Annotated in this window: 18 protein-coding genes and 2 pseudogenes; 9 read left to right on the forward strand and 11 right to left on the reverse strand. The window is 70.8% G+C overall.

What is annotated here, in order from left to right:
* Positions 1-81: 81 nt before the first annotated feature.
* Positions 82-1,842 carry a SpoIIE family protein phosphatase gene (locus OG594_RS39730; protein WP_266607240.1) on the reverse strand — a complete coding sequence of 587 codons (1,761 nt, stop codon included), beginning with the start codon at positions 1,840-1,842 and terminating at the stop codon, positions 82-84.
* A gap of 689 nt (positions 1,843-2,531) precedes the next feature.
* Here OG594_RS39730 and OG594_RS39735 point away from each other — a divergent pair.
* The 7 genes and pseudogenes from OG594_RS39735 (at position 2,532) to OG594_RS47230 (ending at position 9,062) form a co-directional block, all read left to right on the forward strand.
* Complete coding sequence (locus OG594_RS39735) at positions 2,532-2,921, forward strand: hypothetical protein (RefSeq protein WP_266607241.1); 390 nt, start codon at positions 2,532-2,534, stop codon at positions 2,919-2,921.
* A 224-nt stretch (positions 2,922-3,145) separates the two neighbouring features.
* Positions 3,146-3,598, forward strand: coding sequence for an SRPBCC family protein (locus tag OG594_RS39740; RefSeq protein ID WP_266607242.1), 453 nt, complete (start codon positions 3,146-3,148; stop codon positions 3,596-3,598).
* Positions 3,599-3,942: 344 nt separating this feature from the next.
* Positions 3,943-4,110 (forward strand): annotated as a pseudogene (locus tag OG594_RS39745) (pirin family protein); the annotation flags it as partial.
* Positions 4,111-4,646: 536 nt separating this feature from the next.
* Positions 4,647-5,903, forward strand: coding sequence for a hypothetical protein (locus tag OG594_RS39750; protein ID WP_266607243.1), 1,257 nt, complete (start codon positions 4,647-4,649; stop codon positions 5,901-5,903).
* The gene (locus OG594_RS39755) at positions 5,900-7,498 is read left to right on the forward strand and encodes a VWA domain-containing protein (RefSeq protein ID WP_266607244.1); all 1,599 of its coding nucleotides are present in this window, start codon (positions 5,900-5,902) and stop codon (positions 7,496-7,498) included. The genes OG594_RS39750 and OG594_RS39755 overlap by 4 nt, the downstream gene beginning before the upstream one ends.
* The gene (locus tag OG594_RS39760) at positions 7,482-8,270 is read left to right on the forward strand and encodes a hypothetical protein (RefSeq protein ID WP_266607245.1); all 789 of its coding nucleotides are present in this window, start codon (positions 7,482-7,484) and stop codon (positions 8,268-8,270) included. Before OG594_RS39755 ends, OG594_RS39760 begins: the two co-directional genes overlap by 17 nt.
* Positions 8,271-8,597: 327 nt before the next feature.
* The gene (locus OG594_RS47230; protein WP_323185430.1) at positions 8,598-9,062 is read left to right on the forward strand and encodes a hypothetical protein; all 465 of its coding nucleotides are present in this window, start codon (positions 8,598-8,600) and stop codon (positions 9,060-9,062) included.
* Between the two features lie 75 nt (positions 9,063-9,137).
* On the opposite strand, the gene OG594_RS39770 is transcribed toward OG594_RS47230, so the two are convergent.
* From OG594_RS39770 to OG594_RS39800, 8 genes and pseudogenes are all read right to left on the reverse strand, one after another.
* Positions 9,138-9,989, reverse strand: coding sequence for a hypothetical protein (locus OG594_RS39770; RefSeq protein ID WP_266607246.1), 852 nt, complete (start codon positions 9,987-9,989; stop codon positions 9,138-9,140).
* Positions 9,925-12,300: a methyltransferase, FxLD system gene (fxlM, locus tag OG594_RS39775; RefSeq protein WP_266607247.1), complete on the reverse strand. Its 2,376-nt coding sequence runs from the start codon at positions 12,298-12,300 to the stop codon at positions 9,925-9,927. The genes OG594_RS39770 and fxlM overlap by 65 nt, the downstream gene beginning before the upstream one ends.
* 30 nt (positions 12,301-12,330) lie before the next feature.
* Positions 12,331-12,996 (reverse strand): M15 family metallopeptidase, encoded by a 666-nt coding sequence (locus OG594_RS39780; protein ID WP_266607248.1) that lies wholly within the window; start codon positions 12,994-12,996, stop codon positions 12,331-12,333.
* The gene (locus tag OG594_RS39785; RefSeq protein ID WP_266607249.1) at positions 12,997-13,500 is read right to left on the reverse strand and encodes an NUDIX domain-containing protein; all 504 of its coding nucleotides are present in this window, start codon (positions 13,498-13,500) and stop codon (positions 12,997-12,999) included.
* Complete coding sequence (locus tag OG594_RS39790; protein WP_266607250.1) at positions 13,497-13,976, reverse strand: GNAT family N-acetyltransferase; 480 nt, start codon at positions 13,974-13,976, stop codon at positions 13,497-13,499. The genes OG594_RS39785 and OG594_RS39790 overlap by 4 nt, the downstream gene beginning before the upstream one ends.
* Positions 13,977-14,134: 158 nt before the next feature.
* Positions 14,135-14,554, reverse strand: a pseudogene (locus tag OG594_RS47430) (phosphotransferase); the annotation flags it as partial.
* A 24-nt stretch (positions 14,555-14,578) separates the two neighbouring features.
* Positions 14,579-16,453, reverse strand: a complete 1,875-nt coding sequence (locus OG594_RS39795; RefSeq protein ID WP_266608806.1) for an ABC transporter ATP-binding protein — start codon at positions 16,451-16,453, stop codon at positions 14,579-14,581.
* 1,322 nt (positions 16,454-17,775) lie between these two features.
* Positions 17,776-18,606, reverse strand: coding sequence for an oxidoreductase (locus OG594_RS39800; RefSeq protein ID WP_266607251.1), 831 nt, complete (start codon positions 18,604-18,606; stop codon positions 17,776-17,778).
* A 104-nt stretch (positions 18,607-18,710) separates the two neighbouring features.
* Here OG594_RS39800 and OG594_RS39805 point away from each other — a divergent pair, with 104 nt between their 5' ends.
* A complete protein-coding gene (locus OG594_RS39805; protein ID WP_266607252.1) occupies positions 18,711-19,121 on the forward strand; it encodes a MerR family transcriptional regulator in 411 nt (136 codons plus the stop codon).
* 79 nt (positions 19,122-19,200) lie between these two features.
* Positions 19,201-20,709, forward strand: a complete 1,509-nt coding sequence (locus tag OG594_RS39810; RefSeq protein WP_266607253.1) for a DUF4246 domain-containing protein — start codon at positions 19,201-19,203, stop codon at positions 20,707-20,709.
* A gap of 85 nt (positions 20,710-20,794) precedes the next feature.
* On the opposite strand, the gene OG594_RS39815 is transcribed toward OG594_RS39810, so the two are convergent.
* Complete coding sequence (locus OG594_RS39815; RefSeq protein ID WP_266607254.1) at positions 20,795-21,379, reverse strand: alpha/beta hydrolase; 585 nt, start codon at positions 21,377-21,379, stop codon at positions 20,795-20,797.
* On the reverse strand, positions 21,376-22,638 hold the full coding sequence (locus OG594_RS39820; protein WP_266607255.1) for an MFS transporter: 1,263 nt from the start codon (positions 22,636-22,638) through the stop codon (positions 21,376-21,378). The genes OG594_RS39815 and OG594_RS39820 overlap by 4 nt, the downstream gene beginning before the upstream one ends.
* Positions 22,639-22,674: the final 36 nt, after the last annotated feature.

Raw genomic sequence — 22,674 nt, forward strand, 5'->3', positions numbered from 1 at the left:
CGGCCTCTTCGGGCAAGGCGCGCCGCTCCCTGCGGCTGAAGGTGCATCTGCAAGGTTCCCAGGAAGCGGCCGGTCACGCCGTCAGGGAACGCGCAGCGCCAGTACGACGACGTCGTCCCCGGGAGCCGGGTCCGCCGGCCTGTGGCTGATCAGGTGGAGCAGTTCGGGCAGCGGACTGTCACCGTGGCGGGCGAGCAGGGCGACGAGTTGCGCGAGGGAGGCATCGATGTCGTGGCCGCGGCGTTCGATGAGCCCGTCTGTGTAGAACAACAGCGTCGAGCCCGCGGGAAGGCCGCGCCGGGCCTCGGTCCGGTGGAACGGCCCGAGGTCCCTGTGGAGGAGGATGTCGTGCTCCTCCAGGAGGGTCACCCGGCCGTCGGGGGTACGGAGCAGAGGCGGCGGGTGACCGGCGTTCGACCAGGTCAGCGTCCAGTCGGGACCGCCGTCGGCGAGGTCGAGGCGTGCGTGGACCAGCGTGCCGCCGGCCTCGATGGGCAAGACCGAACAAGCGGCATCGAGGGCGGTCAGCGCCGTGGCCGGGCTGTACGGCGGGTGGTCGAGGGTGGCCTGCCGCAGCATGCTGCGGATCTGGCCCATGATCGTGGCTGCGTGCATGTCGTGGCCGGTGATGTCACCCACCGTCACCATGAGGGCTGCGGGCTCGCCGCCGGGTGAGGCGGGCGGCAGGTGATAGGCGTCGTACCAGTCCCCACCGATCATGTCGCCGACCGCGGCCGGCTCGTACAGGGCGCTGATCTCGATGTGGTCGGCATCGGGGAGGTCGGTGAGCATGGCTTCCTGGAGCTGCCGGGCCACGGAGATGCGTTCGTCGAGGTGCAGCGCGCGCTCCACCGCCTGCGCGATGTAACCGGAAGCGGCGGTGAGCGTGGCCCGCTCCGTGACCCCCACCTCGTGCCGCTTGGCCCAACAGACGGCGAGTACGCCCAGCAGGGCGCGGCTGCCCCAGAGCGGCAGGCACAGCACGGTGGTGAAGCCCATGCGGTCGAAGAAGCCGACCGCCTCGGGGCTGTACCCGGCGACGAGCGCCTCACGGTCGGGCACGAAAACCGCCCGCCGTTCCCGCATGGCCCGGGTGCTCGGGAACGCCGCGCTCGCGGGCAGCGTGAGGACCTCCCGTTCCACCGAGTGCTCGACGTCCGGGTCGGCAATCCGGTGGAGTTCGTCCTTGTCGGCGACCAGCAGGCCGACGTACGAGGGCTTCCCGACACCGACGAAGAGGTCCCGCAGCCTGCGCCGGACGTCCTCCAGCCCGGACGTCTGGGCCAGTTCCTCCGAGGCCCTCAGCAGCAGCTCGGCGTGGTCCATGCCGGACTGGGCCTCCTGCTCCAAGCGCTCCGCGTCGCTCCGGGCCCGCTCGGCGGCGGCCCGCGCGGTCTCCAGCACCTTCTGCGCGGACCGGCTCTGCGCCGACAGGATGCGCAGGCAGAGCTCGGCGGAGCAGGCCGCGGCCAGATCCTCCAGATCGGCCAGCTCGCCGTCACCCCACGTCCGCGGCTCGTGGTCGATGGCGCACAAGGAGCCCAGGACCAGCCCGTCGGCGTCGGTCAGCGGCATCCCCGCATACGCGATGAGCCCGAGATCCCCGATGGCCGGGCTGCTACGGAGCCGGTCGTCGGCGCGGGCATCGGGTACGACCAGGGGCTGCCCGGAGGCCACCACGTACCGGCAGAGCGAGTGCGACAGCGGCAGCGCGCGGCTCCCCGCCCAGGGCTCCGGCAGACCGAACAGTCCGGGCAGGATCTGCCGCTCCTCCTCGACCAGCGAAACGAAGGCCACCGGCACGTGGAGCAGTCGTGAAACCAGCCGGGCGAAACGGTCCATCCCGGTATCGGAAGCTGCCGAAAGCCCGGCCAACCTCAGGGCCCGCGGCCGTGCGCCGCCCGGGTCCGCTCCGGATTCCCGGCCCTGTTTCGGCATCTGCCCTCCGGCCGTGTCGTCCCGAAACCCTCAACGGCATGGTAGGCCAGGGGAGGGCTGCTTCGCCGGTCTACGGTGGTACGGGCGCGTGCGCCGAAGGGGCGGCTCCCGGCAGCGACCGGCGGCCGAGCGGCGGGGTAGGCGCGAGGTGCTGCGGGAGAGTCGGCTCCGGCTCCCACCCGTCCGAGGCGGCGTGTGGTGAAAGCCGAACTGCGCTCCTACGAGCGGACGCCCGCCCGGTGGCCCTCCCCGGTTGCTCGCACGACGGGATGGTGTGCGGCTGCCACATCCACGTCGGGGTGAACGGGCGTGGTCAAGTCCTCGCGCCGGTCGACCACATGCGCCCCTGACACTTCAGGCTGTCGCCGCCAACTGGCCCTTCTCCCTCGGGCGGCACAGCGGGTGGGCGATCGCGCTCAACTGCTGTCGCCTTGCCGGATCCGAAGGCCGTGCCCGTGCCCCGGTCCCAGGAGCGCGCTGAGCCCTCCAAAGCCCGACGCGACCACTTCCGCGAACGGTGGGACGATGGCAAGACAGCGGTAGAGGCGCTCGTACCCGTGCGCCCATCCCGAGACAGACAGCAGGCCAGGCCAATGACTAAGCAGCCGAAGCCGTCCCAGCCCGCCCACGGCAAGGGTCCGAGTCGCCACGAGGGCACCAAGCAGCACGGCTGGTCGCCGGACGTGGACGAGACCCGTCAGCAGGAGAACCCGAGTGCCCACCGTTCCTTCCACCCGGACGAGTACGCCCCGGACAAGGGGCCCGGCCGGACGGTTTCCAAGGAAGAGGCCGGAAACCCCCACGGCAAACCGGTGAAGAGCAGGGGAGCACGCGGGGAGGACCAGAGCAAGGGCTCTGGGGCGAAGGGCATGCACGACCTGGGCCCCCGGGGCCGGTCGCAGCGTCCCAGCGGAACGAAGGACGCTTCCGCCTCGACGGGCGTGGACCCCCAGGACCCGCCCGCCGAGCGCGGCCGCGGGTAGCGCAGCCTGGCCGTGCGCCGCCCTTGCGGTGTGCCGCGGCAGTCCCCGAGACGGTCACAGCCGTCCGTGGTCGCGGGCCGACGTTTCGCGCTGAGCCGACGCGAGGCCGAAGGACGAGGGCACGAGCGTCGCTACCGGCACACGAAGGGCTTCGCCCAGTGCCCCGGGGCGCCGGCCGTCGGCGGTCCAGGAACAGTGTCCGTTCCGGCAGAAGGACTTCTCTCATGGCCGTCCGCAACCAGCTGATTCATCGGCCCCCGCAGGCGGTGTGGGCGGTGCTCGCCGATCCGACCTTGTACGGGGAGTGGGTGGTGGGCCCGTCCGAGTCCACACCGCTCGATCAGGCCTGGCCAGAGGTCGGATCCCGGCTGCGCTACACCGTGCGGCTGGGCCCTTGGTCGACAGAAGGGGTGACGACCGTACGCCACAGGGAAGCCGGCCGGGAGCTGGAACTGGAAGCGTCGTTCAAGTCGCTGGGCACTGCGAGGATCTTCCTCCAGCTCCGGCCGTGGGGCGAGGAGACCCTGGTCGTCTGCGATGAGCACCCCTTGCGCGGCGTGGGCGGAACCCTGCACAACCCCGCGATCGAAGTACTGCTCCAGCTCCGCCACCGGGGGATGCTGGCCCGCCTGGCCAGGACCGTGGAACAGGATCACGCAGCGGCTCGCCATGCCTGACGCGGTGGTGACCGGCACGCCCGACGGGTTGGTCGCTCAGGACTTCCACGCTCCAGCGCCGGAGCCCGGAGGCGCGGTACGCAGCGACCGAGGACGGACTGCGGTCGGCCCGGAACCAGGCCCGCCGTTTTCCCGGCCGCGCGGCGGTAACGGAGCGTGTATTCGTGCGGGCACTTCGACCAGCCGGACTGCGGGTGCTCGCAGTCCTTGTAGAAGGTGCCCATGCCGTGGGAGAGCGACTTCGTTGCCGTGCGGTGCGCGACTCCTGGGGCGCCAATGCTGACCTTTTGCTGACCCCAGAGGTTCCAATCAGTTCCTGACCTGCATGAAGACGGAGATCTCGTATTACGTTCTGGAACTGGATCGGCCGCAGCCAGGCGGACATCGAGGAGTTCCGTGAAGCCTGGACCAACGGCACCCGCTACGGCAAGGTCAAGGGCTACGACGGCGCTCCGATTCCGGCCCCGCAACTCCCGCCGGTGCCCCTGAAAGCCCGCGGACGGGTGCGCTGAACTGCGCGTTTCTGGACCAGGTCGATCAGCCGAGGGGAGACCCCATCCCGTGAGGAGATCGTTCCACCGGGACGAGCGCAGGGGGCTCCGGGAGGCCCCCGCCGGGCGCTCGACGTTTCCAGGTGTCACCAGCTGCGGTCAGCTTTGCCCGAACCAAGTGCTGACCCAATGCTGACTGCGGTGACGGTTCGTCAGGTCGGCTGATGTCTCGCCATGAGGCTCTCGGTGGCGTTCGAGGCCCGACGCTGCTCGGTACAACGTGTTGTGCCGAGCAGCGGGTCTGGTCTGGCGGGGCACACGGTGTGGCTCTCTTCGTCGCGTTGGAAGGCGCGTGTGACTACACGGCCCGCCTCGCCGACTGCCATGGGGGTGGATGGTTCTCCGGTCGCGGCCACGCTCCGAAGGGCCTTCGGGGCGGTCCGAGGCGGCCCTTCGATCGTTCAAGCGAATTCTCGGTGAACTGTGCATCGGACACCCGAACGCGCGGGTACGCTCCCGGCGGTGCGGCGGAGAAGCGCCAAGGGGGGAGCATAGCGGTGGGTGGGGAGTTACGGGTCGTTGAGGAACCGCGCCTGGCCGTCGGGCGGCCGGTGTCCTCACGGTGGCCCAGACGCAGGCTCGCGACCGTCCTGGCGCCCGCGCTGGCGGTCGTGCTGATCGGTGGCGCGCTGCTGGCCGAGTCGGGGAACGCGGCCCTGCCGGCCGAGCGCATCGTCACCCTGGAGGGCAGGATGGCCTCCAAGCGGGACTACTTCGAGGACCCCGAAGTCCAGCGCATCCTCCTGCGGCACCACATACGGCTGCACATCACCAGCGCCGGATCGCGGGAGGTCGCCGTCCGCGACCTGTCCGGGTACGACTTCGTCTTCCCCTCCGGCCAGCCCGCGGGCGACCTGATCACGACTCGGCTCGCCGCGGAGAACAAGTACGCCAAGGTGCACCGCCCCTTCGTCAGCCCGATCGTGCTCGCCACCTACCGGGAGTACGCCGAGACGCTGCGCGACGCCGGGATCGCCACCCCGCAGCCCGGTTCCTCTGCCGGCGGCGACCCGGACCAACCGCTCTACTACGTCCTGGACATGGACAAGTTCCTCTCCGGCATCAACGAGGGAAAGCGCTGGAACGACCTGGGCATCCAGGGACACGGGATCGCGAACGCCAACCGGATCGTGGTCCAGTCCCCGGACGTCTGCGAGTCCAACTCGGCGGGCACCTACCTGGCGTTGGTCTCCTACACCTGGCGCGGCAACGGCGGCGAGGTCCCCTCGACCGACCAGGAGGCCGACGCCCGCGCCGACGCCATCGCGCCCCTCATGCAGCAGGGGCTGCCGGCGTCCGACGTGTTCCGTACGTACATCTCCCCGGAGGGCAAGGGGATCGCCCCGCTCGTCGTGGCGTACGAGCACCAGTACCTCACCTACCAGGCGCAGGTCCGGGCCGAGTCGAAGCGGCTGGACACGCAACGGGTGCTGCTGTACCCCTCTACCCAGTTCGTCACCCAGCCGGAGTTCATCGCGCTGAACCGGGACGGCGACCGGCTCGGTGAACTACTCACCCACGAAACCGGGTTGCGGCGCCGCGCGATGGAGCTGGGCTTCCGGATCCTCGACCCGGCGGGCAAGGTGGCGGGCGACCAGCTCACCCGGTTCCTGGAGGACCACCACATCCCCGTACCCTCGGTGGCCGGCAACGACACCCGCTCCCCGATGCCCCGCATGCGCTACCTGGAGCGGATGATCTCCCGGATCGGCGACTGCCCGGCCGCCGACGTGGCGGGCGGGCCGCCCACGTGAGCGGCCGCAGTCGAACGACCGGCCTGCTCGCGCTGTGCTTGTGCCTGGGCCTCCTCTGGCTGTTCGCCGGCACGGCCTGCACGGCGCGCGGGGACCAGCCGGTCACCTTGCGGGTGCTGGCCGATTCGGAACTCCAGGACATGAAGCCCCTGTTGGACGAGCTGCGGCGCGATACCGGGATCGCGCTGGAGATGGACGACCGGGGCACGGACGACGTGGCCCGGGCGCTCGCCGGCACTCACCACGAGCACGACCTCGCCTGGCTCTCCTCCGACCGTCCCCTCCAACTGAGGCTGAAGGCCGCCGGAGTCCACACCGAGAGCCCGCTCGCCACCAGCATCATGCGGTCCCCGGTGGCGATCGGCCTCAAGCGGGCCGCCGCGGACCGGCTGCGGCTGCGTACGCCCGACGGCCGGATCTCCTGGGCCGACGTGGCTGACGCCGCCGCCGACGGCTCCTTGACCTTCGGGATGGCCGACCCTCGGCACACCGACAGCGGCCTGGCCGCGCTCGTCGGAGTCGCTACGGCCGCCGCGGGGACGGGCTCCGCCCTGCGACCCGAGGACGTCTCCTGCGAACGGCTCCGGGGATTCTTCACCGGGCGCCTCCTCACCGAGAACTCCCCGGCCGCCCTCGCGGACGGGTTCGTACGCCGCCAGGGCGAGCTGGACGCACTCGTCACCTACGAGTCCGAGCTCCTGGCGCTCAACGCCGGCGGGCGGCTGCGCGAGCCGCTGGAGATCGTCCACCCCGAGGACGGCATGGTGCTCGCCGATTACCCCCTGCTGCTCCTCGACCCGGCGAAGCGAGCCGCGTACGACCGGCTCGTGGCCTGGCTGAAGAGTGGACCGGTCCAGAAGAAGATCATGGAACGGACGCTGCGCCGGCCCGTCGACCCCGCCGTCCCCCGGATCGAGTCCCTTCGCCCGCCCATCGGCAACGCCCTGTACTTCCCCGACCGGCAGGAGGTGCTCGACCGGCTGCTCGCCGACTATGGAAAGGCCGAGGGTGCGCCGCCCGCGCGGGTGTTCTTCGTCCTCGACTTCTCCACGTCGATGGCGGGCGAGCGCATCGCCGCGCTCCGCGCCACGTTCGCCGGGCTCAGCGGCGCGGACGACTCCCGATCGGGCAAGTTCCTCAGGTTCCACCGGGGCGAGTCGTTCACGGTGATCCGTTTCGCCGGCCGGGTACTGGACGAACGCACCATCACCTACCGCACGCAGGCCGATCTGGATCTATTGCGGCAGGCCGTCGCCTCCGACGACCTTGCAGAGGACACCGCAGTGTGGTCCGCACTCGACCACGCCTACGGCCGAGCGGCCGAACTGGTACGGGACTTCCCCGGGCAGAGCGCCTCGGTCGTCCTCATGACGGACGGCGAGAACAACGCCGGGACCGGGCTCGACGCCTTCCTCGATCGGTACCGTGCGCTGCCCCCGGCGGCACGGGCCGTCCACACGTACACCGTTCGCTACGGCGACGCCGACCCCCGGGAACTCGACCGCGCGGCGCGAGCCACCGGCGGACGGATGGTCGACGCCACCGCCCAGTCACTGCTGAACGCCTTCAAGGAGACCCGTGGCTGTACTGAGTGAGGAGTGGTGGGGCGTCTGGTGGCCCTGGATGCTCGTGTGGTTGCTGACGGCGGGAGGCGTGCTCACGCTCGTGGTGCTCGCCGTGTCCTGGTTCACCGGCGTAGGCCGCTCCGCCGGGCAGAACCTCACGTACAGCATCTGCTTCTACCTGCACGAGAAGTCCGTCATGGACCACTACCAGATGCGCGGGTACGCGGCCGCGCTGCGCCGGGAGGTCGAGCAGCGGACCAGCGACAGCAAGGACGGGACGATCCGGACCAAGGTCTTCGGGGTCGGGGCGGACGCGGGCCGGCGGGAGAACCGCGAGGTCGTCAGCAGGTACCTGGAAGTCGCCGAGCCCATATCGGTGATCGGCCTGGTCATGGACGTGCTGGAGGAGAAGGACGTGATCGTCCACGTCGATCTCGTCAACCAGACGGTCCTGCGCAACAAGGCGCTGACGAAGGCGCTCGCCGCCGCGCCCGAGTCCCGGCCCGCACGTCCCGGCCCGGCGCACCGGGACATACGGCTGCGGGACATCGAGGACTTCGTGCTCATTCGCGGCCGGTTCCGCAAGATCGACGACACCCCGGAGGGCACGGTTTTCCTCGCCCCGTACGGAGACCCCGAGGACCCCGCTCGCGGGCCGCGGGTACGGGTCACCTGTGCCACGGAGGGGCTGCGCAACGAGGTGCCGAGGGGCCCCTTCTCCGCGCGCTGCCTGGGCAAGGTCCAGGACTGGAACGCGGAGGAGGCGGTGCTGGAGGTGCAGGCCATGGCGATCTTCCGCTGAACCGGGGTGTCGGGCCGCGTCGGTCCCGGAGCCGCGCCGGGCCGTCAGCACCTTCGGCGGAGCGTCCGCGGCGGGGCCGGCCAGACGCTCGGTCGCTTCGATGCCGCCCAGCAGGGGCATCCGGATGTCCATCACGACACGGCCTGGAGCGGCCGGGCCTCGTGGTACGCACCGAGATCCTTCAGCAGCCCCGGCCGCCTGGACCCGGGTGGGTGCCGCGCTGATCCGCCCCGACGGGCACGTTGCCCGGGCTGCCACTGCTGCGGACGGCGCCACCCTGGTCGCCGCAGCGGACCAAGCCCTCGCGGCCGGCCGTGACCGCAGTTGGTGGTCATCGGCACCGCGGGGCCGAAGCTGCCCCGTGACGGGAACGACCCGTTCATCGCGCTCACCCGCAGTGCCGTCTCCGACGAACAGGCCGCCGTTCAGCTTTACATCGCGATGCGCCAACGCAGCACCGATGCCTACGGTGCCGACATCACCGGACCGGACGCCGACGAACGCATCGACCTCCTCGGACGTCAGACGAGGGAAGCGGCGGAATCGGCCGCATCCGTCGTTTTGCCGCACGGTCCGAGCAGTCCGGGCCCGCAGCGCACTGGAGGAAAGCTGACCGACGACGCACACGGCGGGAACGTCGTGCTCGTCCACGGAGGATTCGTGGACGGCTCCGGCTGGCAGGGCGCGTACGACGCCCTGGCGGCCGACGACTACGACGTGGCCGTCGGGCAGAACCCCACGCTCTCCCTCGAAGGCGACGTCGCCGCCACGCAGCAGGCGCTAACCCGGTGATCGCGGTGACCGGGGCCGGTTTCGCGATCACGGCCGGATCAGTCGTGAACAGCACCGGCTCCGGTGGGATTCCGATCACGGGGCGGAGGCATCCGGCGGTCGGGCCGATGCCGAGAGAGATGGTCCGGGCGATGAAGCCGGCACGGTCACCGTGCACGCCGTCGTCCTCGACCCGGCCGGCGGCAACCCGCTGCGCGCCGCCACCACCACCGGCCCCGTAACCGAGGCCTCTGCGGTCGGGCAGGCCGCCGGGCGGCGGTGCCGGGTTCCCAGCCGGAGGCTGGTCAGGGCTCCATCGGCGGTGGTGAGGTGGACGGGAGGGAGGCGGGTAAGGGCGGCCCGGAGGACCGCGTCCGCCTGCAGGGCGCTGGTGTCGATGACGTGGCCGTCGGCGTACATCCACGCAGCGGCTGCAGCGGCTGCAGCGGCGTAGCCCGGCGCCCGGCGCCGCCGGTACGCGCGGACGGCCTCGCTGCCGGCCTCATCACCGGGGAACTCCTCGCTCGAGTCGATCCGGGCGCCCAGCTCGTTCGGATCGGCATGGAGGACGAGAGGGATGAGGCCGGTCGAGGCGCGCAGGGGTGGGAACATCTCGGCGGCGTATGCGGGTTTGAGCACGGTCATGGGCGCGAGGGCGTGGCCGCCCGCGTGGGCGGCGATCTCGCCGATGGAGCCCGTGGTCAGGCGCCGCCAGGCCGGGTAGTCCTGGTCGTCGCGGAGCCCGGCGGGATGGCCGTTGAGCGTGCGGCGCAGCAGGTCGCCGATCTCTTCCGGGCGGCCACCACCGAACCGGGCAGTGCCTGGTGCAGGCCGGCCGCCAGGGTGCTCTTCCCGCTGCCGAAGGCCCCGTTGTCCCAGATGATCACTGCTCGTCCAACCCCTCTTGTGCGGTGTTCCGTCCAACGGCGGGGCCGGGGGCCTCGTCACGGCCGGGCCAGCTGACCACGATGCGGCGGTCGGACTTCTCGACGACGTCCCCTGAGGGGAGCGCGGAGTCGGGGGTGCCCGCGGGCATCACCGTCAGCCGGGGCGTGGCCCGGTCCCGCAGTTCTCGGTCCCAGGCCCGGACCGCGGCGGCCAGGGTGTCGGCGGCGGCCTGGCCGTCCGGCCCGAAGCCCTGGACCCCGAACTCCCACAGGGACGTGCCGTTGGCCTCGTCGTTCTCACGCCGCTCCGTCAGCAGACAGGCCAGCGAGCGTCCCAGGATGATGGCCTCGGCACCCGATCGCTTCGGCAGCCGCACCGGCCCCGGGCGGTCCGGATCCCCGTCCATTCGGCAGAACCCGCTCAGGGACGTGGCCAGCCACAGCTGCAGGTCTTCGAACGTCTCCCCGCTGCGTACCGTCACCCCGGTCCACAGCTCCGCCCCGCCCGCGGCCAGGGTGCGGTCCAGTCCGTCGAGCGGTGCGGGCGGGGTGTCCTCCCAGCGGATGCCGTAGCCGGTGTCCCCGACAGGTACCGGGGTCTCGTCCCACCGGCCGGCACCCTGCATGGGGACGAATCCGCACGGGCTGATCGCCGTGGACACCAGCCCCGAGCCCTGCTTGCGCAGGCCGACGGCCCGGGTGAACCCGCCGATCCGCAGCGGCACCACCAGGTGTCCGCCCTCCGCGAGCTGGCCGGTCCACCGCCAGGGCACGTCGTTCGAGGCGACCGTCACGATGATGGCGTCGAAGCCCTTCTCCGGGATCAGGTGCCTTGGGGCGCCGTGGGTGCCGTCGCCCAGGACGGCCCGGACCCGGTCCGCGTACCCCGTCTCGGCCAGGAAGCGGACGGTGCGGGCGTGGACGTAGGGGGAGATCTCGACGCATACCACCGACCCGGTCGGGCCGACGAGTTCGGCGATCAGGGACGCGTTGTAGCCGCCTCCGCCGATCTCCAGGATGTTCCCGCCCGGCCGGAGTCCTGCTCGGCTCAGCATGATCGCCTGCATCTCGGGCTGGGATGCCGAGCTCGTCGACCGCCCGGTGTCCTCGTCGAACACGGTGACCACGGCCTCGTTGGCGTACGCGCGGACGAGCGGCTGCTCGGGCAGGAAGGCGTGCCGCGGCACGGCCGTGAACGCCCGTTTCAGTTCCGGGGTGTCGGTCCACCCGGCTTCCGTGAGGTGGCGGACCATCTGCTCGCGCAGTCGCACCGCCGCGGCAGGCTCGGTGAAGGTCAGCGCCACGTCTCCGGTGGGCCTGGGCGTGTGGTGCGCGGGCGGGACGTCGGGCAGGAGGCCCGGCCACACCGTGTTCAATGCCTGGGCGGATGCCGTGAACAGTGGCTGGGGCAAGCACCGCAGGGCGGAAGGGGTGTGCCACTCCCACCGGGTGATCAGCTCCGGCTCCTGGACGGCCGGCTCGCCGGTGTGGTCGGTGAGGCGGGCGATCTCGGTGATTCGGGTGAAGCCGTGCGTGGAGTCGCACAGCGTGCCCAGGAGGAGCACGGCCTCCGGCCGGGCGTGCAGGCCGGCCTCCTCTGCGAGTTCGCGTACCGCGGTGGCCTCGAACGCCTCGCCCGGCTCGACCTTGCCCGCGGGGAGCTCCCACACGGCGCGGGAGGGGTTCCAGCCGAGGAGGACCTGCCCGCGGTCGTTGGTGACGACGACGGCGACACCGGCCATGGCGGCAGGCTTCGGGGTCCGCTTCTCGCTGTAGGTGACGGGGTCGGTCTTGGGCCCGCGCAGCAGCAGGACCGTGGAGCCGTCGGCCTCGATGCGCTCGGTGTGCTGCCAGCCGTCGGCCAGGAGGTCGATCTCGGCGTCGTCCAGGCAGATCCCGCGGAGCTCTTCCCGGTGCCGGTCGGCGTGCGGGGTGATCACGCACAGCGTGCCGTCCTCGTCGAGGAGGGTGGCGAGTTCGGCGACCGTGCGGGTGCGGTCGGGCAGGTGGGCCAGGGCCCGGCGCATGGTGATCAGCCGGTAGCCGCCGGTCCCGGCCGGGGCGAGGGAGGAGAGGTCCCCGCCCGTGAGGTCGAGCTGGTGGCAGACGACCCCGTTGGTCGAGGACTCGGAGGCTCGTTCGACGGCGGACCGGGCCCAGTCCACGGCGTCTACCTGGTACCCGGCCGCAGCGAGGAACCGGGCGAGCTCGCCGGTCCCGCAGGCCACATCCAGGGCCCGGGCCCCCTGGGTGCCCTCCGGCAGGGACAGCTGCTCGGAGAGGACCGCCTTCTCGGTGTCGGTCAGGGGGCGGAAGTCGTGGCCGGCTTCGTAGTGGGCGTGCCAGTTCTGTGCGGTGTGGGTGGTGCTCATGCGGTGCGTGCTCCCTCTGGGGCGGGTGGCTCAGGAACGGTCGGTGGGGTGCTGGGAGGCGGGTCCGTAGAGGGCGGAGGGCTGGCCGGTCATCAGGGCCCAGTAGCGGTCGCCGAACGACCAGTGCCACCACTCCGTGCCGTAGTTGACGAGTCCGGCGGCTGTGAGTGCGCGGCTGAGGGTGGCGCGGTGCAGCCGGGCCTGATGGGAGAGACCGTCGGCCAGGGTGTAGCAGGCGCCCGCGCTCTCTTCCGGGCTGGCGTTGACGCGGGTGCCCATGTCCAGTTCGGTACCGTCCGCGGTGACGAGGGTCAGGTCGACGGCCGCGCCGGCGCTGTGCGGGGCGATCTCCGGCGGCGACACGTACCGGCTGGCCTGCGCCCGCAGTTCCTCCGCGGACCAGTCGAGGTGGGCGGCGCGGAGCTCGGCCGCGTACTCCTCGAAGTAGTGCTGCTGGAGCCTCGGCGGCCTGAAACCTTCGACGACGAGGAGGCGCAGTCCATCGGGCAGCAGCGACTGGGCGTGCAGCAGCCGGTCGAGGACACTGGATCGGAGGTGCGCGAAGGCGTGTGCGGGATCGGCCCGGCGATCATCGAGGAGGAGGTCACCGCTGGCGCGGGCATCGGCGAGGGGCTCGCCGTTCTCCGCGACCGGGATCGCGGCGACCCGCGGGTCGGACATCAAGACGATGCTCATTCAGGCCTCCCCGTCCCAGGTGCCGAAGTACGCCGGGATCCCGGCGCGCCGGGCGGCCGTCACGGCCTCGAGCCGGACGTGGTCCCTTCCTGGCACCAGCTCCTGCCACTCGGGCACCGTCAGAGCCTGCACCTGGCCGTGCTCGTCCGGGTCCAGTACGATCCCCGCCAGCTGCCCGGGAGGCAGCCGTCCGCCGTCGAAGACGAACCCGACCGTGGCCAGCGGCCACTCCTTGCCCGGCAGCCCGAACACCGTCGCCGGGAGCTTCGGCGGCCCCGCCAGGTGGACCCCGGTCTCCTCCCGGCACTCCCGCACAGCCGTCTCCCACGGGCGCCCGCCCGCCTCCGCGATGCCGCCCTGCCACTGCCACGGGTGGGTACTGGAGTACGTGGCACGCAGCTGGACGGGCCGGTCGCCCTCGTCGGTGAAGAACACGGCCCCGAAGACCGTGGCCTTCGGCAGCGCTGCGGCGAACTCCTCCGGCGGAAGCCACTTCCTGCTCACGATCCGCTCCCTTCGGCCGGGGCGGGGAAGCGGGTCATGCGCATCAGCGCCGGGTCGGCGGCGAAGCCGAGCTGCTCGTACAGCGGGGCGGACCCTTCGCTGGCGTACAGCTCGTAGAGGGTGACGCCGTCGCCTTCCAGGTGGTCGAGGAGCGCGGCGAGCGCGGCCTTGGCGTAGCCGCGGCGCCGGTGGGCGGGGTCGGTGGCAACCGCATGGATCCGTACGGCCAGCCCCTCGGGGTACTTCGAAGCCGGCAGAACGGCGTGGACCAGGCCCAGGGCGCAGGTGGCGAGCCCGCCGGTGGGGGAGTCGACGACGTACGCGCGGGCGTCTCCGCCGTCCCGGAGGCGTAAGGCGAGCTGGTCGGCGCACGTGGCGAGCCAGGTCTCGTCGAGGGGTTCGCTGAGGATGTTGTCCGAGCGCAGGCGGGCGATCTCTGCGGCGTCGGCCGGTGTGGCGAGGCGGGGTTCGGGCACGGGGTTCCTTCCTCGAAGAGGGATGGTGGGACCGGTGGGGCCGGGTTCAGGGGTGGTGGATGGTGTGGAGGCGGCGCAGGGTGCGGTGGCCGCGTTCGGTGACCTCGGGGACGCCGTGGCTGGTGCCGTAGCCGTAGCCGTAGCCGTAGCCGATGCCGGAGACGGAGTCTGAAGGCGGCGCGGAGGTCCGGGCGGCCGGTCCAGGTGTCGCTCAGCCGCACCAAGTTCCGCGTTGCGGTGTTGTACTCGGACCGCTCGAAGTCGAAGAGGAGTGGTTCGCCGTCGTCGTCGAGCAGGACGTTGCGGTACTGCAGGTCTCCGTGCGTGGGAACGCGCGAAGGCAGCGGCAGCCCTGCGTAGGTGCCGGCGAGGGCGAGCACCAGGTCCTCGTCCCCGTCCGACACGTACGGGCGGGCGCCCTCCAGGTGACGCTTGATCTTGTCGGCGGCCGTCGCCGAGGCGGCGGGCCGCCCGGGCGCGCTGCGGTGCAAGGCGCTGGTGAGACGGCCCAGGCCGTGCTGGATGCGCGCCTCGTCGGCCGGGCCGAGGACGATGCCGTGCAGCGGGCGCCCGGGCAGCGCGGTCTTGGGTTGGAACGGCGATCATGCGTGGTCCTCCGCGCGCAGGGTGTCGTGATCGCCGGCGGACTGGGTGGGGATCGTGGCGTCGAAGGCAGCGGCCTGGACGAGGTAGGCGTCGCGGAAGTCCCCCGTGCCCGTGGCCGGGTCCATCAGTTCCTCGAAGGTGCCCGACTCAGCGACCCGGCCGTCCTTCAGGACGTGGATCAGGTCCGCATGGCGGACGGAATGGAGCCGGTGGGTGATGAGCACGATCGTTTGCCCGGTCGTCGCGGCCAGAGCCCTGATCTGCTCGAAGACCCGCTGCTCCGCGACCGCGTCCAGGGCGCTGGTGGGCTCGTCCACGATCAAGATCTCGGCCTCGCGGTACTTGGCCCGCGCGATACCGATGCGCTGCCACTGCCCGCCGGAGATCTGGTGACCGCCCCGGTAGCCGCGGGCCAGCAGCGTGCCGAGCCCGCGCGGCAGGTCGTCGAGGACCTCGTCGGCACCCGAGAAGCCGGCGGCCTCCTCGACGGCCCGGTCGTCGATGGTCTGACCGGGCTGCCCGATCCCCACATTCACCCGGAACGTGAAGGGCCAGTGGTAGAAGTCCTGCGACATCAGCGCGACGCGGCCGAAGACCTGGTCGCGGTCGGCGGTGCGGGCGTCGACGTCGTCCCACCAGATCGTGCCGCTGCCCTCGTCCGGCAGGTACAAGCCGGCCAGCAGCTTGACCAGCGTGGACTTGCCGGAGCCGTTCTCGCCCACCAGCGCGATGATTTTCCCCATCGGGAACGCCAGGCTCACCTCGCGCAAGGTGGGTTCCGGCTCGCCGCCACCGCCGCTGCCGGGGTACGTGAAGGTGACCTTCTCGAACAGGACCTCCCGCAGCCGCTCGGGCAGCGGGTTCCCGCCCTCCGGGATGGCCCGGTCCCGGGCCTCCCGGCACAGCCGCTCGAAGTCGGCGACGAACAGGGACTCCTGGTGGAGTTCGGTGACCTGGAGCACCAGGGTGTCGAGGCTGGCGGCGCCGGTGCGGATGGCCAGGACGGCCGTACCCGCCACCGCCAGTTCCATGGCCCCGCCCCACAGCAGCGCGCCCAGCGCGCCGTAGGTGAGGAGCGCGGCGATACCGCCGGCGCCATCCGCGACGAGCCCGATCCGGGCGGCCCGGCGGGCCAGCCGGGTCTGCTCGCGTTCGCTTGTCTCGGCCATGGTCCGGAAGTGGCCCAGCAGGAACGGCCCGACGCCGTGCACGCGGACTTCCGAAGCCGCCTCCTTCTGCGTCAGCAGCTGGCCGAGCAGATGACCGGCGCGGGCGTGTTGGACGAAGGCGTGGAAGGAGATGTACCGCTGGCGGGAGATCATCAGCGAACTCCACGCACTCGGCAGGGTCATCAGGACCAGCAGCGGCAGCAGCACCGGGTGCAGGACGGTGAGCACCCCGGCCGCGGCGATCAGTGACACCGCGGAGTTCAGGGTGTTGGTGCAGTAGCGGATCATGCGCCGGGCCGAGTCGGCGCCGTACCGGGCCGCGTCGAGGAGCCGGTGGAACTCGTCGTCCTCGATCGCCGCGAGCTCCGTACGATGCACCAGCCCCAGGTACTGCTCGGTCGCCACCCGCTGCACCTTCGGCTCCAGGGTTCCGGTGGCCGCCGTCGAGGCCGAGCGCAGGAGCGACCCGAGGAACGCCGTGACGGCCACGACCGTGAGCGCGGGGACCGCCTGGGAGAGGCGATCGTTGGTGCTGCCGGCCGCCAGGACGTGGCCGAGCACGCTGTTGACCGCGACCAGGCCGACCGCCTGGGCGACGCCTCGGACCGTCTCGGAGGCCAGGACCACGCGCAGGGCCCGTGCATCGGCGAGGTGGGCGAGTCGCAGGCCGGTCCCCGCCAGCCGGGGGAGCTGGCGCGCCATCGTCCAGAGCCCGAGCTTGAGCCAGGCGCCCTCGTGCTGGTCCCAGCCGACGTCGTAGGCGAGCTCGCCGCCGAAGAGGAGCCGCTCGGAGTCCGACACCCCCGCGGCGGCGGATCCGCTTGCCGAGTCCTTGCTCACGCGGCCCTCCTGAAATCCGGTCGTGAGCCGCGACCGCAGGCCGATGCGGCGTCAACACGACTCCCACCGGCAGGGCGCGGAAACGGGGCGGGCTCGGAATGTTCGAATTCGGGGAAGGTGTCGAGGTGCTTCGGCAGGAGATTCACGGGGTCCTCCAGATGGGCGCACGACTGGTACTGGTGCTCTAACAACGGCTTCGATCCGGGTGCGTCACGGCCGGATCGGGGGCAAAAGGGGAACGGATGTTCCCGTCCGGCTGGGTGGGCTTGGCGCGTCTGTGTTGGTGGCGTTGAAACTCGCTCGAACAGGGGCGTGTCACCCGGGCGTGTTGCCGCTGTTCCCGACGGCGAGGCGGAGCGTCGGCGAGCAGGTCCATTGCCCTAGGGAGGCGGGCGAAGTCGGAGTGTTCCGTCTTGGCGCTGCCTGAGCAAGGCCCTCCTGGGAGCCGCATGCGGTCCTTTCGCGCCCAACCTGAGTAGCAGGCGGTCAAACAGCTGGCCGATGCCGAGGGCGACCCCTCGATCGCGACTGCCACAGTCGAGAAGCGGCAGTTCCACCGATGGGCAAGGGGGACGTCCGTACCCCCCAGACCGTCGGCTGGCCTCGTCGAGCGCCGTTCGCGCGGCCGCCGGCCGGCCGGCGGCCGCGAGGGCCTTCGGACGCCGGCCGGTAGCGGTGCACGTGGACGCTGCTGCCGGGTCCCTGCGCTCCGAAGGCCGCGCCGCCCACGTGTGCGGTGATGTGCTGCGACCAAGCTCTGCGCGGAGTGGGGCAGGGACGCCTTCTCGACCACGGCCCGCACGTCGTCGGCCGCCTCGGGGTGGTCGCGCAGCAGCGCGGCGATCCGTCGGGCCCCGGGACGTATCAGGTCGTCATGGACGAGGTCGGCGTCGCCGTTCAACTGGGCCCGCAGAGCAGCCGCTCGATCCGGGTCCCGGCGCCGGACGAGTTCCACGACCCGGTCCCGTGTGCCTTCCCAGACGTTGGTGGCCATCGCCGCCACGAGGGTGGTCATCGGATCCGACATCAGAATCCCGTCACTCGCTGAAGTCGGCCTGTTCGGATAGTGACGTTCCGGTGTGTGCTCCCTGCGAATCCCCCGATGGAGTGGCGGGAGTGCGGGCGGTGACGGCTCCGGTGAGGATCTCCTGGTGCTTGGCTGCTCGGAGCACGCCTCGGTGCCATCACCCCACGCCGGTGGAAAGTGCTACGTGGCGCCATCCGTCGAGTTCCCGTCGCACCAGGTCCAGCTTCGCCTCGACGCGCTCGATCGCATCCGCGCCCAACTGCAGGCGCAGCGGAGGCTCGGCGGCCTCGGTGACGTCGACGATGGCCTTCGCTGCCTTCACCGGATCTCCCGGCTGGTGGCCGTCGTTCCGGGCCAATGCCTCGCGCACCGGTCCCGCGCCGGCGACGTAGTCGGCGATGGAGGCCGGTTCGACCCGCATGCTCGATCTGTTGAGGAAGTCGGTGCGAAAGCCGCCCGGCTCGACGATCGTGACGCGGACGCCGAGCGGTGCCAGCTCACCGTGAAGCGCCTCGGAGATGCCCTCGAGGGCGAATTTCGACGCACCGTACAGGCCCACGCCCGGAGCGGTGGCGAAGCCGCCCACGGAGCCGATGTTCAAGACATGTCCGGATCTCCGGGCACGTAGCGTCGGCAGGGTGGCCCGCAGCGTGTTCAGCACACCGAACACGTTGACGTCGAACAGGGCCCGGGCAGCCTCCTCGGAGACCTCCTCGACCGCGCCCACGAGCCCGTAGCCGGCGTTGTTGACCACGATGTCGATCTGGCCGAACTTCGCCAGGCCGGCCTGCACCGCAACGGTCAGCTGGCCCACTTCGGTCACGTCCGCGTTCACGGCCAGCAATCCGGCCGGCTTGTTCGGATACGCACGGAGTACTGACGACGCGTCCCTCGCCGTGGCGATGACGCTGTGACCTCGATCCAGCGCCTCGCGGGTGATCTCCGCGCCGAGCCCGCGCGATGCACCGGTGACGAACCAAACGCTCATGTTCTCCCTTTCCCGTTCTCCCTTTCCCGATCGCCCGATGGGGCAACGGCTCGACGCTAGAACCTAGAGTCGGGTCTAGATCAACTGCCCGAGAGGAGCCGCTCATGGACCTGAGCATCGGTGAGGTCGCGGAGCGCAGTGGGCTGAGCGTTCACGCACTGCGGTTCTACGAGCGCGAAGGCCTGTTCGCCAACCCGGTGCGCCGCCTGTCCAACGGCCGCCGGATCTATCACGAGGAAGATCTGGAGTGGCTGGCGATCTGCACGAAGCTGCGCTCCTCCGGAATGTCACTGGCGACGATCCGTCAGTACATCGAGCTGGTCCGCCAAGGACCGGGAAACGAACACGAGCGGCTGGAGTTGCTGAGCCGGCACGCAAACCATGTGGAGGAACAGATCCAGGAGCTACAGAAGGCCTTGGCCGTGATGTGGCACAAAGTGCGGATCTACGAGGACCACCTCGTCCGTGGCGAGGCCGACGGGCTCTGGAATCCGTCCCGCCCGGGCCGGCGATGACAGGGGCCACGGGAGGGCGGTGTCAGTCCGCTGAACTATCCTTCCCGCCACCGCACACCTACGGCAAGGATCTAGAGAATTGACCGGCCTGTCTGCTTTCCCGCTGCCCTTCGTTGCTTCCCGTTCCCTGTCGTTCGCGACGCCCCGAACATTGCGGGAACTCCAGATGATGCAGTGCAGCGCGCTCATTCGGGCGAAGCCGGGGTGGTTCGACAAGATGAACGACGCCGACATCGTCGCCAGGTGGATGCAGGAAGCGATGGCCCAAGGCCTCACCGCAGCGCAGGTTCGCTACGTGCTTGCCGAACTCCTGCACTACGCCGCGCTGAGGGACGGACGAACCGGCCTCGAGGTGTCCGCCGTCGACGGGGTGTGGCAGTCGGACGCACTGGTCGACGACGAGCTCGGATTCCGGCTGCGCGAGGCGGTTCGGGTTCTGGAGCAGGCCCCCGAAGCGGAACGGGACTGGCATCCCGGATCCGACGGCCAGGTACTGGATCTGGTTCATCCCTCACTGTTCTGCCTGGTGAGAGAGGTGAGCGGGGCGCCCGAGAGGGCTTGGGAGAACCCGACGGACCGCTACTCGAAGTACGAGTTCTCGGAGAAGTTCCAGTGGCTGCCCACAGACGTCGACGTCAGTGACGACGGCGCCGTCGCCTTCCGTTCGTACGTCAACAACGTCCACCCCGAGGCCCATCGCGAACTGGCCTCCGTCCTGCCGGACTTGTTCGCGTGCTTCCGCCCGCTGCTGGAGAACGTGCTCACCGATCTGCGCCATCCGCGACCCCTGCGAATCGAGGCCGATCCTTACGGGTGGTACGACTCGAAGCCGGAGTATCCGAAGAGAACCTCCTACAACGACGACGGGGCCTACGCAGAAGCCATCCGTGCATGGGGAGAAGCCCAGGACGACTGGTGGGAAAACCGTCGCCCGGACGTCCCGGACGCCCCGGACTTCACCGCGCCCGAGTTGCCCGGAGAATCCTCCCGAGTCGACCTGCGCGGTCGCCGCCTGCAGGTCATCGTCAAGCTCGCCACCATTCACCTCACCCCGGACAAGCCCGAGTACCCCGGCGGTTCCTGGCACGTCGAGGGGATGATGAACGAGCGGATCGTCTCGACCGGCATCTACTACTGGGACAGCGAGAACATCACCGAGAGCCGACTGAGCTTCCGGGCGGCGCTCGACGACCCGAACTACGAACAGAACGACGACGACGGCCTGCGCGAGGTCTACGGCCTGGAGGACGAAGACGCACTGAACCAGATGCTGGGATCGACAGCGACCCCAGCGGGCCGCTGCCTGGCGTTCCCGAACATCCTGCAACACCGCGTCGGCTCGTTCCGCCTGGCGGACCCCACACGCCCGGGACACCGCAAAATCCTGGCGTTCTTCTTGGTCGATCCGTCGGAAAGGATCGTTTCGACATCCGATGTGCCGCCGCAACAACCCTGGTCCGGCACCTCGACCATGACGCTCGAGCAGGCCAAGAACTACCGGGAACAACTCATGCAAGAACGCAAGTTCTTCGTCGACGAACACAACGAGCAGCTCTACGAGCGAGAATTCTCCCTCTGCGAGCACTGAACCCATCCGGCGACGCCCGTTCGGGATCCTGTCACCCGCCGGTGCCGGTGTGCATCGTCGTCCTTCGCGGGGGCTGTACGCGGGATCAGCCGTGTTCGAGCTCGCGGAGGAGTTCCTCCGCCCTCGGCCACGGGCCATGGCCGGAGGCGGGGTTGAGGTGGCCGACATCGCCGAGTTCCACGAGGCGGCCACCCCAGTTCCGGGCCAGCTCGGCTACTCGCTCGACGGTGCCCAGGGGGTCGTTCGAGCTGGCCGCGACGATGGCGGGGAAGGGCAGTTGCGAGCGGGGTACCGGGTTCCAGCCGTTCCCGTCGAGCACGTCGGTGGTGGGGTAGCCCTCCGGCAAGGGCTGCTCGAAGTCCGGCGGCGTCACCAGCAGCGCCCCCTGCACCTGCGCCTGCGCCGCATGTCGCCGGGCCCAGTGGACGGTGGTGATCACACCGGCGCTGTGGGCAACCAGTACGACGGGCCCCGCTATCTGCACCATCACCTCGCCCAGTGCGGCGACGCCTGCCTCGCAGCTCAGCCGGTCCTGCATCAGCGGGGGCACGGTGTGCATGCTGCGCCCGGCTTCGATGAGCCGATCGGCCAGCAGGGTCTGCCAGTGCTCCTCGACGTGGTCGCGCAGGCCGGGGACGATCACGACCACCGGCTCGGTGGTACCGCTCATGAGGACACCTCCGTCTTCTGCGGCTCCGTCTGCGGAGCGACCCCGGTCAGACGGCGTACGTCACGGTCGTAGGAGTGGCGGCCGATCAGGAACGCCGCGGTGGCCGCGATCGCCACGAGCGGGACGAGCCGGAGCGCGCCGAGCAGACCGAGCCGGTCGGCGAGCATCCCGGTGACCGCGGGGCCGGGGGCGAGTCCGAGCAGGCTCTGGGCCAGCGTGAGCGTGGCGAACGCCGTGGCGGCGATGGCAGCGGGCGTCAGGTTCGCCACCATGGCGGCCCCCGGCCCGGCCGTTCCGGCGCACAGCACGGTTCCCAGCCCCAGCACGAGCAGTTGTACGGAGCCGGCCGGCAGGCGGAACGCGGTCATCAGCAGGACGAGGGAGCCCATGCTGCAGCTGATGGCGACGGCCCACTTGCGGATCGGGGCGCGCCGGCTGATCCGGTCCGAGACGATGCCGCCGACGATCATGCCGATACCGATCACCAGGGCGAACAGGCCCGCGGTCGCTCCGGCCCGTGCGGTGGGCATGTCGTAGTAGCGGTTGAAGTAGCTGGGCAGCCAGGCGATCAGGGCTCCCGCGATGAACAGCTGCAGACCGCTGCCGACGTAGGCGCTGACCACCGAGACGGAGGAGAACAGTCGCGGGAGGAGCACGCTCAGACGGTCGCGTTCATCCGTGCCGGCCCCGTCCACCGCGGGATCCTGCCGCGGGGCCAGCCGCTTCTCCTTGACCACCACGGCGTAGATGCCCGCGAGCACCAGGCCGAAGACGCCCATCACGCCGAACGCCCAGCGCCAGCCGTACGCCTGGGCCACGGCGCCGCCGATGGACATGCCCAGGACCGAGCCGAAGGCCCCGCCGGCGATGAAGGCCCCCGAGAGCGTCGCCCGCAGGGCATGCGGGAAGACGCTGAGGACCACGGCGATACCGACACTGCCGTACGCGGCCTCGCCGATGCCGACGAAGAGCCGGCCGGTGAACATCTGGTCGTAGCTGGCCGCCACCGCACAGCCCAGGGTCGCCAGGCTCCACATCGTGGCTGCGATGACCAGGGATCTCACCCTGCCCCATCGGTCGGCCAGCAGAGAGAGCGGGAGGGTGAGCAGACCGACCGCCAGCGCCACGATGCCGCTGAGGGACCCCAGTTGGGAGTCCGAGAGGAGCCAGTCGGCCTTCAGCATCGGGAAGACGGCGTTGAGGACCTGCCGGGACATGTAGTCCGAGAGCAGGAGTCCGAAACTCAGTGCAAAGACCACCCAGGCGTAGCGCCGGGAAACGGGCCACTCCGAGGA

It is taken from the genome of Streptomyces sp. NBC_01214, assembly GCF_026340975.1.
Lineage (GTDB): Bacteria > Actinomycetota > Actinomycetes > Streptomycetales > Streptomycetaceae > Streptomyces.